General features: G+C 66.9%; 8 protein-coding genes. 4 read left to right on the forward strand and 4 right to left on the reverse strand.

What is annotated here, in order from left to right; genetic code table 11:
• Positions 1 to 89 precede the first annotated feature (89 nt).
• Positions 90 to 2756, reverse strand: a complete 2667-nt coding sequence (locus tag D9V32_RS05130; RefSeq protein WP_121647821.1) for a helix-turn-helix transcriptional regulator — start codon at positions 2754 to 2756, stop codon at positions 90 to 92.
• Positions 2753 to 5428, reverse strand: coding sequence for a helix-turn-helix transcriptional regulator (locus D9V32_RS05135; RefSeq protein WP_147440396.1), 2676 nt, complete (start codon positions 5426 to 5428; stop codon positions 2753 to 2755). The genes D9V32_RS05130 and D9V32_RS05135 overlap by 4 nt, the downstream gene beginning before the upstream one ends.
• Positions 5429 to 5683: 255 nt before the next feature.
• On the opposite strand from D9V32_RS05135, the gene D9V32_RS05140 reads away from it, so the two are divergent.
• The 4 genes from D9V32_RS05140 (at position 5684) to D9V32_RS05155 (ending at position 11418) form a co-directional block, all read left to right on the forward strand.
• Positions 5684 to 7045, forward strand: coding sequence for an anaerobic C4-dicarboxylate transporter (locus D9V32_RS05140; RefSeq protein WP_121647823.1), 1362 nt, complete (start codon positions 5684 to 5686; stop codon positions 7043 to 7045).
• Positions 7046 to 7176: 131 nt separating this feature from the next.
• On the forward strand, positions 7177 to 7782 hold the full coding sequence (locus D9V32_RS05145; protein ID WP_121647824.1) for a PadR family transcriptional regulator: 606 nt from the start codon (positions 7177 to 7179) through the stop codon (positions 7780 to 7782).
• A complete protein-coding gene (locus D9V32_RS05150; RefSeq protein WP_121647825.1) occupies positions 7779 to 8504 on the forward strand; it encodes an ABC transporter ATP-binding protein in 726 nt (241 codons plus the stop codon). The genes D9V32_RS05145 and D9V32_RS05150 overlap by 4 nt, the downstream gene beginning before the upstream one ends.
• Before the next feature lie 46 nt (positions 8505 to 8550).
• Positions 8551 to 11418, forward strand: a complete 2868-nt coding sequence (locus tag D9V32_RS05155) for an ABC transporter permease (protein ID WP_183086185.1) — start codon at positions 8551 to 8553, stop codon at positions 11416 to 11418.
• A gap of 61 nt (positions 11419 to 11479) precedes the next feature.
• Here D9V32_RS05155 and D9V32_RS05160 read toward each other — a convergent pair whose 3' ends face one another.
• Both D9V32_RS05160 and pyk read right to left on the reverse strand, forming a co-directional pair.
• On the reverse strand, positions 11480 to 12589 hold the full coding sequence (locus tag D9V32_RS05160) for an N-formylglutamate amidohydrolase (protein WP_121647827.1): 1110 nt from the start codon (positions 12587 to 12589) through the stop codon (positions 11480 to 11482).
• 104 nt (positions 12590 to 12693) lie between these two features.
• Positions 12694 to 14136: a pyruvate kinase gene (pyk, locus tag D9V32_RS05165; protein WP_121647828.1), complete on the reverse strand. Its 1443-nt coding sequence runs from the start codon at positions 14134 to 14136 to the stop codon at positions 12694 to 12696.
• Between the last annotated feature and the right edge of the window lies 1 nt (position 14137).

Below are 14137 nucleotides of genomic sequence, written 5' to 3' on the forward strand. Positions count from 1 at the left end.
GACCCCCTTAAGGGGGCCTGAACCTACGCAAACAAAACGGCGGGGCGTCTTCAACTACGTGAAGACGCCCCGCCGTTTCTGTCGCGACGCTAGCCCGCGGTGGCCGGTATATCGCCGATCGCGTCCTGCAGACGCTCGCGTGAATTGAGCCCCAGCTTGATCAGCACCCGCTGCACGTGCCCATCCACCGTGCGATCCGACAGCGAGAGGTGCCGGGCAATCTCGCGGCTCGTCATCCCGCGGGCCACGAGGCGGGCAATATCGCGCTCACGCTCGGTCAGCACGGTGGTTTCCCTCATCTCGTCGAGCATCGGGTCGAGGAGGCGGGCACCCGGTGGCAGGAGCGCAAGCACACCGAGTGCACGGCGATGCAGCACCCGGTCGGGCCGTGCGCGCAGTTCGAGAAAGCTGCGGGTGAGGGCGGCCGCCGCCAGGTAGTGCTGGCCCAGCTCGATCCCCAGCTCTGCGGCAACCAGGTGGTCCTCGGCACGGCCCGTCGTCAACCCCACCGAGATCAGGTGAGCCATGCGGCCCACCGGATCAGCCGCCCCCTCGGTGAGCTCGCGCAGTTCGGGTACGGCCGCGGACTCCCCCACTCGTAGAAGCATGAGCAGCGCCTGCACGCGTGCGGGATAGTGACCGAGTCGATCCGCCGCCCGAGCGGTGTCCCAGAGGGGTTCGAAATTGCCGTCGCCGGCCAGTGTGCACCGCGCAAAGGCCACGTAGGAGCGGGCGACACCGTCCACGATGGGTGCACCGTCATAGTCGAGGGTCGCAAACTCGGTCAGGTAGGCCTCGGCCGCATCGTGTTCCCCGCGAATCACCGAGAGGTAGGCGGCATAGGCCAGCACCACCGGACGAATGCGCTCGGGATCCCGCTCGCGTGCGAGAGCCACCCCCGCGCGGGCATGGATCATCGCGGCCTCGAGATCGGCCTCCTGCAGCCCCTGGGTTGCCCGCATCAGTTCGACCACGATCGCCTGACGAACCATCCAACCGTTGGTCTCCCCGGTCACCTGTTCGAGCACACTGTTGATGCGATCCCAGTCGGCCGCAAAACACTGGAGCAGCACCAGACGGGTCACGACAAACGCGCCGTAATTGGCGAGGTCGGGTGCGCGCAGGATACGCGCGAGGGACCCCTCAAGCCGAGCGATTCCGCCCGCAAGATCTCCGTTGATCGCCACGATCTCGCCGATGATCAGGTCCAGCAGGAGCGACTCAGCGGCGATCTGACCGGTCAGGTCGAGTAGCGGCAGGGAGAGCGCCTGCGCGGCGCGATAGTCACCGCCAAAAACCGCGTGTAGCGGACGCGTCAGCCCGGTAGCCCGGGCCGCAAGAACGGAGTAGTACCCGTTGTCCTCCCCCGCGGCCGCCCACCGTGCGATCGCCGCATCAACCTCGGAGCGCCCCACCCCGGTCGTGCTGTAGATGTGTGCCAGGAGGCTCGTGAATCTCTGCAGATCGGCCGGTGAGCACTCCCCCTCGAGGGCCTCCTCAACCACCTGAAACGCCGAGCCAATCTCACCGAGATAGAAGTGTGCGCGGGCACGCTGAACCTGAATCGCGGCCGGCCGCGGACGGGTCGAGTCAAGGGCCACCGCGTGCAGCGCAAGCGCTGGCCGATCGGCACGGTTTGCGAGGGTAGCCAGCACGGTGAGGCCCTGGGAATCCATCTCACCCCCGCACTCCAGCGCCCACTGAGCATAGCGCAGGGTGGTTCCCGCGTCATCCGGAAGCGGCAGCAGCGGGTACACCCGACGCCATAGCGCGCGGCTCACGGTAAGCGACGCCGATTCACGAAGCACCACGGCCACCAGCGCCGAGGAGATCGTGAGGGTCTCCACGCCGCTCTCGCTGGGCTCGGTCCGGACGGTGGGAACGAGCAAACCAGTGCCGCGCAGGGTCGCAACCGCACCACTACCGAACAGGGAAACCAGCACGGGAGTGGGTATTGCGTGCGCGAGGGCGGTGGCCACCAGGGCGTCCGACTCGTTGGCACCAAACTGCGCGATCAACCCGCGCAGCTGCCACACGCTGGTGGAGCCCAGCCGCGGCTCGGACGTAAACCGCCAGACGCCATCCAGGCACACCAGAGCACCCACACGCACGCTCTCCTGAAGCGCGGCATCGAGTGTCTGCGGCAACGCGCCCCCCACCCGTACGAGGGTGTCCGCCACGATCCAGGGCACGATTCCCCCGAGCCGCGCGGTCGCGTACTCGGCCACCTCACTCGTGCTGAGTGGGGAGTTTTCGATCGCCACCAGCTGGCCCTCGATCAGCAGGGTTCGGAGGTCCCTCGGCAACCAGGCCGTATCCGGGGTCAGGATGATCAGGCTGATCTCCGGCTCCGCGGACACCTGTGCCAGCAGGGCGGCGCTCGCCGGGTCCAGCAGCTCGGCCTGCTCCACCACGATCGCGATGCCGTGCGTATCGGCGCGGCGCAGCAGCTCCCCGCGAAAGCCGCCGAGGGCCGTGAGCAGGTTTGGTTCCGCCGCCCCCGCGAGCGGACCGAGGTACGGGGCCAACGCGCCGAGTGGCACCGCGGTCATCCGCCCATTACCGATAACGCGCACGCTGTTTTTTAGATCCGCGGCCGCGCACACGTCGCGGGCAAGATCCGGGAGGCCGATGCCGCCCGGAGAGACCAGGCAGATTCCGGCGCCCGCGCGCATACCGAGGGCCGCCACGGCGCGATCGCGGACGATCGTCGCACCGCGCGGCAGCGCCTCCTCCGGACGAATCGGGCGAATCATCCCGTACGCTCCGGCCGAATCGGTGTGACGCTACCGGCCCCCGTTGGCATCTCGGGATCCGCACCCACCCCACCAAAGAGATCGATCGGCAGCGCACCCTCGCTCGGCGGATACAGCGCGAACAACTCGGTTCGCGAACGCACACCGAGGCGACGGTAGAGGCGTTGAACATAGCCCTCCGCCGTGCGTGCGGAGATCCCCAAACGCATCCCAATCTCGCGGTTTCGAAGCCCATCCCGCAGGGCGATGAACACCGTACGCTCCCGCTCAGACAGCCCATCCGGTTCGCTCGACGAGCCCTCCGAGGCCCGGGTTTCCGGGGCTCCCGCAGAATCCTCACGAAGGATGAACCCGCCAAGGCCCAGGGCCTCCCCGAGCCTCAGCCCGGTGCTGGCCGCCGCGGGGCCGTCCTTAGCCAGGGCCGCCGAGAAGGCGGCGCACACGCTGGCCAGGGGGCCGTCGTTGTGTGTCAACGCCCGCCGGATCACGCGCCGCGCACGCTGCACGAGATCGCGCTCACGCACGAGCACATGGGCGTCCTGGCGGAGCAGTACCCGCAGCAGATTCGCGATCGCGAAGAGCTCAAACCCGTACTCACCGCGCAGGTGAAACTCATCCGCCACGCGGATGTGGCCGGCAACGGCATCGGCCAGCGGAACCCGATCGTAGTGCTCTCGCGAGATCAGCACCTGCCCGATAAACCGGATCGGACGGGGAAGCTCACCGCCCTCCTCGGCGGCGGCGTCCTCCGGGGCGGCACCCGACGCGCCGTTCGGCACCGCCGGCCCGAAAACCTCTCCCACCCGGGATCCCGCGGCCCCGTCAAGGTGGGCAAACAGGCCACGAGCGGCACGTGTCGGCCGTTCGGCCCGTTCGTTTCGCCCCTGCAGCAGCACGATGTAGGCATCCGCGAGCTCCTCCATCGCCACCGAGTGGTCCGTGCGCTCCGGATACCGGTTGCGGTGCTCGCGCGCGAGCTGCTGACACTCGAACCACTCGCCGCGCAGCAGGTGGATGCGCCACATCGCCATGATCGACGCGCCTCGCAGCTGATGCGGCTGCATCGTCATACTCTCGGCAAAGACCCGCCGCGCCAGCGCGATCCCCTCAACCTGACGCCCGGTGGTACACAGAGCCTCCGCCACAAACATCGCGTTGACGGTGCGAACATCAGCGTGTCCAACCAGGAAGTCGGGCCCCTGCGAGAGTTCAATGATCTCCCGCCAGTTCCCGCGCTGCGCACACATCACGAGGCGGCACAGCAGCGCCAGGCCACGGGCATACGTGGACGACTGCGCCTCACCCAGCACCCAGTCGTCCATCGCGGACAAACGGCTCTCCGAGAGTTCAAGATCCATCCGGTCCTCGAGCGCGATGATGAACAGGAAGGCGAACGTATTGGCCCGGGCCTCGACCGAGATCGCCGTGCGCTGTTCCTCGAGGGCAAACGCCTCGGCGGCCGCGAGATCGCCGCGCTGGCGCGCATTGTCGGCGCGCACCTGCAGCGCCCCGGGGTACCCCGGTTCGAGCTGATCAAGCATGAGCTCACTCACCCGCGGCATCAGGTGGCCAGTGGCCGCCCGAGCCGCCGCAAAGGTATCGGCGGGTTCCACCCGAATACCCGCACGGGTGGCCCGCATGACGGCGGTGGGTTCGAACGCACCCGCGGCCGCACGCACTCGGTCACGAAACGTATTCCAGATGCTGCGAAATCGCTCCGGTGCAAGCACCTCGGCAAACGCCGCGGTAATCGCGCTGGTCACCAGCTGAAAGGCGAGCGGATTACCACCCGAGGTGACAACACCGGCCTTCTCCAGGGACGTGAGGGCATCGCACTCCACCAGTTCGATCATGAGCGGCGCGGGGATGCGATCAAACACGGCCAGCAGATCGGCCGCCTCTCGCTCGGGTTCCGACAGCAGCTCATACACGCTGGTGAGCGGTACGCCCGTCCCGTGCACCGAGGTTTCGGGCACGCCGTCGCGGCCAAGAACCCACACGCCATCGCGATTTGTCAGTGCGTCGACACTCAGCGTCTGTTCCACCAGTACACGCAACCGGGTGGGGTTTCCTCCGGCGGCCCGGTTGAGACGCTCGGCTACCGGAAACGGTACGGTGCCGCCGAGGGCGTTCTCGAGCGCGCCGAGCACCACGCGCGTGCCGAGCGGTGCCACCTCGATAGGTTCGATCAGCCCGGCGGCGATCGGCCCCATCAGTGAGGGCTGAGCCTCCACCTCGTGGCAGGTGATGAGGGACGCGTGCTCCCCCGCGCCCATGAGCGTGGCGAGGACCGCGGCGCTCTGCGGGTCGAGGAGGTCGAAGTTCTGGACGTACACGAGGACCGGGCGGCCGGTCGTGCGCGCCCGCAGGGAATCATCAAGGCGACGCAGCACCGCGACCGGCGAGTCCGTCTCCTGGAGCGGGCCGGTTATCAGGTGCGCCAACGCAAAGTAGGCGTTCTCGGTTCCGAACGTGACGCCGCGCACGTTGACGATGTCGAATCGATCGGCGAGCATCTCGGTGACGAGCCCGCCAATAGCGGACTTTCCGCACCCGGCTGGACCGATAAGAACGACGGCGGGTACGGTGTGGGTGGTGTCGAAATGGGTGGCAACATCGGCTGCTTGGGCGTCCCAGCTGAAATGCAGTCGAAGCGGTGAAAGGGTTCGCATCGGTGATCCTTCGGGTGTGCGCCCTCCCTCGATTGGGGTAAAGGAAGGCCGCGTTCGGGTTGACCTCCTTAGTGACGGGAGGGGTGGTTCCGCCAAAAATGGGATGGTCGCCACCTACACTAGGCCCAAACGCGATATCCCACACCTCCCCGTTCTGGGTTGATTTACCCCGCGCCATGCGGGGGCCTCGCTGTATATGCTGAGCGCAGAATCACCCATTTTGGGTGTGCGTTCGGGGAGGGAACCGGTTCGATTATGGAAGCCGTCACGTTTGTTTTAGAACTGCTGGTGGTCCTCGGGGCCATCATCATGGGTACCCGATCGAGCGGCGTGGGCCTCGGCCTCTGGGGTGGCACCGGCGTCGCCGTCCTGGTCTTTGTCTTCCGAGAACCGGTGGGGTCTCCCCCGGTCGATGCGCTGCTCATCGTGCTCTCGGTCGTGCTGGCATCCTCGATGATGCAGGCGGCCGGCGGTATCGATTGGATGGTCGGCGTCGCGGCAAAGCTCATCTCCCGCAGCCCGAAACAGATCACGCTGGTGGCGCCGCTCGTATCGTTCCTGTTTTCGGCGGGGGCCGGCACCTCGAATATCCTGTACCCGCTGCTACCGGTCATCCAGGATCTCTCCTATAAGAACAACATTCGCCCCTCTCGGCCGCTCTCACTCTCGGTGGTGGCCACCGGTGTGGCGCTCGCCTGTAGCCCGGTGTCGGCGGCGATGGCCGCGATGGTGACGCTCACCGATGCCCCGGCCTACGGTTACGAACTCATCGACATCGTGAAGGTCACCTTCCCTGCCGCCGTGGTGGGCATCGTGCTGGCCTCGTTTGTGGTTTCTCGCCTCGGCAAGGATATCGCCGATGACCCGGAAATCCAGGCTCACATCAAGGCCGGAAAGTTCGAGGCTCCAAAGTCTGACGGAGCGCTCACCCACGCGGATGTCGCCCCCACCACGAAGGGCCGAAACGCGGCGCTGGTGTTCCTCGGTGGCGTGCTCGTGATCGTGGTCTTCGGTCTCTTCAAGGATCTGCGACCGGTCGTTCCGGGACTCGTGAACGGCGTGCCCGGTGAGGTACCGCTCGCAATGACCCCGATCATCGAGATCGTGATGTTTGTCGTGGGTACCATCATCCTGCTGATCGCTCGCCCGAAGGTCGCGGACATCCCGACCATGACCGTATTCAAGGCCGGTATGGTTTCGGCGATCGCGCTGTTCGGTCTGGCCTGGCTCACCGACACCTTCCTCGGCGCACACCAGCAGATCATCGCCGATACCGTCGGCGGCTGGGTGGGCAACTGGCCGTGGATCTTCGCCCTCGGCATCTTCCTGGTGTGTGTGCTCACCACCAGTCAGTCCACCGCCACGAGAACGGTGGTTCCCATTGGTTTGGCCGCGGGAATTCCACTCGGCCTCCTGTCGGGCATGTGGGCGGGTGCCTTCGCCGGCATCTACCTGCTTCCCACCAACGGCTCGCAGATCGCGGCGGCGAACTTCGACTACACCGGTTCAACCAAGCTCGGTACCAAACTCGTGGACCACTCATTCTTCGTCCCCACCCTGGTGCTCGCCGGATTCACCATTATCGCCGGTGCGATTTTTGGTCTGCTCTGGGGGTAGTGGCCCGCATTCCGACCGAGGGTGACATAACACTTGCGCCACTGCATACCGAGTAGCTATGTTTAGACATACGCGGTATGCAGTGGCTGCCGTGTTTGTCTCGCGGCGCTCGCGCCCGGTTGGAGGATCACATGTCGATTCGTCACTCCCTCCTCGCTCTGCTGAGCGAGGGTCCACGCTATGGTTATCAACTCCGCGGCGAATTCGAGGAGCGCACCGGCTCCACCTGGCCACTCAACATCGGCCAGGTGTACACCACGCTCGACCGCCTGGAGCGCGACGGGCTCGTGATCAACGATGGCGACGACGGCGATGGGCACGTGGTTTACCGCCTCACCGATGCGGGTCACGCGGAGGTCACCAGCTGGTTTGCCGCCCCGGTTGTTCGACAGAACCCGCCGCGCAACGAGCTCGCAATCAAGCTCGCGCTCGCACTGACCCTGCCCGAGGTCGACGTCACCGCGATCATTCAGACCCAGCGTGCCGCCTCGCTCACCGTGCTGCAGGGCTATACCCATCAGCGCCGCACCGCCGCGGCCGAGCTCACCGATGCGAACGCCCCGGAAGACTCCACCGCCTGGCTCCTGGTACTCGACGCCCTGATCTTCGAAACCGAGGCCGAGGTGCGCTGGCTCGACCACTGCGAGGGCTGGCTGAGTAAGCGGGCCGCCATCGTTCGCGCCACGCGGTCGCAGACGCACGCCTCCGTCTCCGAGACCGCGGAGGTTGCGCGGTGAGCACCGAGATCCTGCAGCTCGCCGGGGTGTCCCGGCACTACGGCACCGGTGCCAACTCGGTCGCCGCGCTTCGTAACGTCAGCCTCACCGTGAGCGCCGGCGAGTTTGTCGCCGTGATGGGGCCCTCCGGCTCCGGTAAGTCATCCCTCCTCACCCTCGCCGGGGGCCTCGATAAGGCCACCGAGGGCGAGATCTTCGTGGAGGGCACCCCGCTCGGTGGACTCAGCATCAACGAGCTCGCTCGACTGCGCCGACGCGCCGTGGGCTATGTGTTCCAAGACTTCAACCTCATTCCCACCCTCACCGCACTCGAGAACGTCGCCCTCCCCCGTGAACTCGACGGCATCTCGTTGCGCAAGGCCCAGCGCCAGGCGCACGACGCGCTGCGCCAGGTGGGCATTGACAACCTCGCCGACCGCTACCTCGACCAGATGTCCGGCGGTCAGCAGCAGCGCGTGGCCATTGCCCGCGCCATCGTGGGTCAGCGACGCCTGATCCTCGCCGATGAGCCCACCGGGGCCCTCGACTCCACCACCGGCGACGAGGTACTCGAGGTGCTGCGCTCGCGCGCGGAGGCTGGTTCCGCGGTGATCATGGTGACCCATGAGGCCCGCCACGCGGGCTGGGCGGATCGTGTGGTTTTCCTGCGGGATGGCCGCATCGTCGACCAGGCCGCCGCCCAGCGCGACCCCGCGGTCCTGCTTGCAGAGCGGAGCGCCTAGATCATGCGAATCCACAGAACTCAGCGCATCGGAGGGGCACGCTAGCATGTCACTCGATTTGAAACCCACCCGGGGTGGGTGGCTTCGCCGCGCCCGGTTGAGCCTCCGCATCGCCCGTCGAGACATCGGCGCGCATCGCGGCCGGTCGGCCCTCATTGTGGCCCTCATTGCGCTGCCCATCATCGGGGTGGCTCTCGGGGGCACCGTGGCGCTGAGTGCCTTCCCCTCGGGAGCGGAAACGGCGCGCACCGAGCTCGGCACCACCCAGGGCCGGCTGACACCGTTCTACGTCAACAACGCACACGCCTATCAGGGCACGCGTGGAGACCTGGGCGGCACCGGAGTCACGGGTGACGACGATCCAAACTTCCAGCGCACGCCCCCCATCGATGCCGCCCCGGCCGGATACACGGCAATCCCCTGGAACCTGTACTCGCTCACGATGTCCCGAAACGACGTGACGGTCAGCGTGACCACCGTCGCCACGGACCCCCTCAATCCAGCCTTCACGGGCAAATACACGCTCCTCGAAGGCAGGGCACCCGCACGAACCGACGAGGTGCTGGTCTCCCCGGGGCTGCTCGAGAGCGGCGGCTGGAAAATCGGCGATACGCTCTCGACTCAGCTGGGCTCGGTCGTTGTCACGGGAACCCTGCGCACCGCGACTCGGGATGACTCCTCCCGGGTACTCTTTGTCTCCCCGGATCAGGTCCCCGCGGAGATCCGGACCGACCCCGCAGATACCACCGTCTACCTGGTCGGTGATCGCCCCCTCACCTGGAGTGATACCGCCCCGCTCAACGCACAGGGCGTCATGGTCACCTCCCGCGATCTCCTGATCAATCCGCCCACGGGAGGTGAGATCAGCGATGAGATAGCCACCCTGAGCGAGGACAACCGCCTGGTCACAATCCTCTCGATTGCCGGCCTCATTGCCGTGGTGGGCGTGCTCGCACTCTTTGAGGTCTGCCTGCTTGCGGGCGCGGCATTCGCCATGGGTGCACGCCGGCAGCAGCGCGAGCTCGCGCTGCTCTCGGCCTCCGGCGCCGAGAGCGCAAGCCTGCGACAGGTCGTCACCGCGAGCGGCATCTGGCTCGGCCTACTTGGCGGAATCATCGGCGCAACCCTGGGCACGGCCGCCGGGGTCGCCGTGGTCCTCGGCTCGCAGGCCGAGGGAAGCGCTCGCTTCGCCTCGCTGCAGATCGCCTGGCCGGTCTCACTCTTCGTCGTGATCGTGGGGCTTCTGGCCGGGCTCGTCGCGGCCTCCGTCCCCGCCCGCCAGGTCGCCAAGCAGGCCACGTTGGCCGCCCTAAAGGGTGGGCGCACGGTGGCCGGCCCCACCCGTCGCGCGCTGATCGCCGGCGTCATTTTCGGAATCATCGCCCTGCTGCTGTTCGGAGGCATGGTCGCGCTGACGCTGACGCTGTCTCCCTTCCCCCAGGACTCTGCCGTCAGCTCACTCTGGTGGGCGCTCAGCATCGGCGGCGCACTCGCACTCGCAACCTCGCTCATCGTGCTGACCGGACCGCTGATCGACGCGATCTCCCGGCGTGCCGCCGGACTGCCACTACCGCTGCGGCTGGCCGCTCGCGACGCCGGGCGCAACCGAGGCCGGGCGACACCCGCCGTCGCGGCCGTACTGGCCGCCGCGATGCTCGCGAGTCTCGTCATGGTGACGATGGCGAGCAACTCCGAGAAGGATCGGCGCAATTACAACTGGAACGCGCATATGAATCAGGCGGCGCTCGAGCTCGTACAGTACCGGTACTCCCCCACCACCCATGAAATCGACCGGGTTACCCGCGTTGACCCCGAGCGCGTGCTCACCGCAGTGACCGCCTCGGTGGCCATCCCACCCACCTCTCACACGCTCTACGGGCCCGAACCCGACCGCGCCTGCGCCTTTGCCGCCCAGGCAGAGGCCGGCGGCAATCCCACCGCCTGCGAAAACTTCAGCGTGTACTGGCCAGACGAAAATCGCTGCGAGATCGCACGAGACGGCTCTCCCAAGGACCTCACCGACTGGCGCTGCCAGGGTGCGGGGGCACACGGACCCGGATCCATCAACCGACTGCCCGCGATCGCGGTGGGCGACGAGTCCGATCTCGCCGCGCTTCTTGGCCGCGAACCGGGTGCCCAGGCGAAGGAGACCCTGCGTAACGGTGGGATCGTGCTCAGCAGCCCGGCGATGCTCGGAGCGCAGAACACGGCAACGATCGTGCGCTACACCAATGAGGTCGAGGCCATCGCCGGCGAAACCGCATTCCCGGGACTCTACACCGGATACCAGCCGAACATCTCCACGGGAGATGTTATCCCCGCGAGCGTCGCGGAACCCGACGTCGACATTCCCTACTACGGCGTCATCTCGCCCGAGACCGCGAAGAAACTCGGGATGACGGTGGTTCCGGTGACCCAGCTCCTCACCTTCGCGGAGATGCCGACCACGGCCGAGAGCGACCGGATGACGGCCGCGGTTGAGCAGCTCGCCGAGGGCGCGAGTCTCTGGATCGAAGGCGGGCCGAACGCCTTCCTGCAGCAGGTTCTGTGGTGGATCGTTCTCGCCTCGGCCCTGATTACACTGAGCGCCGCGGGAATCACCGCGGGCCTCGCCCTGGCCGATGGACGCGCCGACCAGGCGACGCTCGCCGGGGTGGGTGCGTCGACCCGCCTCCGCCGCTCGGTGTCGGCCGCACAGACGCTCCTCACGGCCACCCTTGGCACCGCACTGGGACTCATTGCGGGCGCGATACCGGCGGTCCTCATCTTTACGCTCACGCGTGATGCCGTGCTCGTCGTGCCCTGGGTACAGTTTGGTGTCCTGCTCGCGGTGGTTCCCCTTGCGGGAGCACTCGCCGCCTGGCTCCTCACCCGCGGATCACTGCCCCTGACCCGGAGGCAGACGCTGGTCTAAGCGACTCACAGAACGTCCCCGCTCGCGCACCGCGAGCGGGGACGTTCTGTCGTCCCCGGGGCTAGGCGCTGCGGTAGCGGTCCCAGGCGTCGCGGCAGGCGTGTGCCACGGCGTCAATGTGGTCGGGATCCTCGGTAATCCAGCCCTCGCCGGGCTCGTGTAGAACGGATACCGCGGCGTTACCGAGCAGGAATTCGCGCAGAAACTCCGCCTGTACGGCGTCGAGATGGACGCCGGCATCCGGCGCGTCATACTCCCGGGTAAAGCGCTCCCCCGCGGCGATGATCTCCTGGCTGCCGAGGTAGGGCTGGTTCAGCGCCACGTCTTCGGGCAGCTCGGTGGCAAAGGCCTCGCGATGGGCGGCGGCGAGCACGCGGATGCGCACCGGATCCATGGTGACCGGCCCCTCGGGCCGCGGGTTACCCGCGTGATCACCCCGGTTAGACAGCGCCACGATTCGGGGCAGGCGATCCTTCGCCTCACGTGCCACGTTCACCGCCCCCTCCCGGGTGGTCGTGGTGTTCATCGTGTCGTGAAACGACAGCCGGGTGAAGCGTGCCTGGCCCTCACGAGCGGCCCGCGCGTACGCGGCCGCGATAAAGCGCTCGGTAAGGTCGTCCCGGGTGCGCTCGTATACGCCGAGGCCCTGCTCTGCCACCCGGGCAAACGTGTGGGTGAGTTCACTCAGCTCGGCCGCGGTGTCGGGCACCCGCAGCAGCGGATAGAACGAGAACGTCACCGGGCGAATAGCGTCCACTCCGGTGAGGTCCACCCGCTGATATGGCCCGGCCGCGCGCACCCGCTCGATGGCCTCGGCCAGCAGCGCGGCGGGATCCTCGGGCTTCGCCCGATTCGGATCGCGGATGAGGCGCGGATGCGGGTTCTCGACGTACACGATGCGCGGGTCGATCTCCGCCCAGCGCCGCACGATCGCCGAGGTTGCCACATCCGAAAAGTCATACTGCAACCGCCGGGTAAACTCAGGTGCCAGATACGGTGAGATCTCCGCCGGAATCGCCGCTCCCGAGTGCGGGCAGCTCACCAGCACATCGGCCTCGGCGATCGCCTGATCGAGGCTACGGCGCTCGGGATTCGCCCAGAACGTGATGTCTTCGGCGGTGTATACGGTGCCTTCGGGAATGAGAACGGGCGCGGCGTCACGGGAGGTCATAGCCCGCACACTACCGAGATCGCGCCCACAAAAATAGCCCCCTGGCGGGGGTGCAAAAACACCGCGGCCCCGGAGGAAAACCCCGGGGCCGCGGTGTTGGCGTGCTACTTCTCGTACGCCGGAACGATCTGGTTCGCCGCATCGCCGACGCGGTGAATGCGCAGGTCGTTGGTCGAACCGGAGATTCCGGGGGGCGAACCGGAGATGACGACAACCTTGTCACCCTGCTCGGCGATTTCCTCGCCCAGCAGAGCGTCGTCCACCTGGCCGAACATGGCGTCGGTGTGGGTGACGGTCTCGATCAGACGACCCTCAACACCCCAGTTCAGCTGCATGCGACGCAGGGTCGACTCCAGCGGGGTGAAGCCGAGTACGGGGATGCGGCTGCGCAGACGCGAGGTGCGGCGAACGGAGTCGCCGGTCTCGGTGAACACACAGAGGAACTTCGCGTCAACAAACTCGCCCACCTCGGCGGCGGCGGCCGTGATGGCGCCACCCTGGGTGCGGGGCTTGCTGCCGAGAGCGGGAATGCGCTCCAGGCCGTGCTCCTCGGTGGACTCCACGATGCGTGCCATGGTGGCCACGGTGATCACGGGGAAGGCACCCACGCTGGTCTCGCCCGAGAGCATGACCGCGTCGGCACCGTCGAGGACGGCGTTTGCGACGTCGGAGGTTTCGGCGCGGGTCGGACGCGGGCTCGAAATCATCGACTCCAGCATCTGGGTTGCGACGATAACCGGCTTGGCGGCGCGACGGCACAGCTCGATGGCGCGCTTCTGCACGATCGGCACGGCCTCGAGCGGAAGCTCGACACCGAGGTCACCACGGGCAACCATGATGCCGTCAAAGGCCTCAATGATCTCCTCGAGGTTGTCCACGGCCTGCGGCTTCTCGATCTTGGCGATCACCGGAACGCGGCGACCCTCCTCGTCCATGATCTCGTGAACGCGCACGATGTCGGCTGCGTCACGCACAAAGGACAGGGCGATGAAGTCGGTACCGAGGTTCAGGCCCCAGCGGAGGTCCGCCTCGTCCTTCTCGCTCAGTGCGGGAACGTTCACGGCAACGCCGGGCAGGTTGATGCCCTTGTTGTTCGAGACCGGGCCGGGCACGGTCACGACGGTGGTGACGGTGTTGCCGTCAACGGCGGTGACCTGGAGGCCAACCTTGCCGTCATCGATCAGCAGCGGGTCGCCCACCTTGACGTCCGCGGGCAGGCCCTTGAACGTGGTGGACGAGATGTCCTTGTTGCCGATGATGTCGTCGGTCGTGATCTTGAACACATCGCCCTCGGCGAGGTCGTACGGACCACCCTCGAACTTGCCCAGACGAATCTTGGGGCCCTGAAGGTCCACAAGAACGGCGGTGGGGTGACCGAGATCCGCTGCGGCCTTGCGCACGTTGGTGTACACGGCCTCGTGGACCGAGTAGTCACCGTGGCTGAGGTTCATCCGAGCGACGTTGACGCCAGCCTCAAGGATCGCGCGAATGTTCTCATACGTGTTCGTGGCCGGACCAAGTGTCGCGACAATTTTTGCGCGTCTCATG

This window comes from Mycetocola tolaasinivorans (genome assembly GCF_003667565.1).
Lineage (GTDB): Bacteria > Actinomycetota > Actinomycetes > Actinomycetales > Microbacteriaceae > Mycetocola > Mycetocola tolaasinivorans.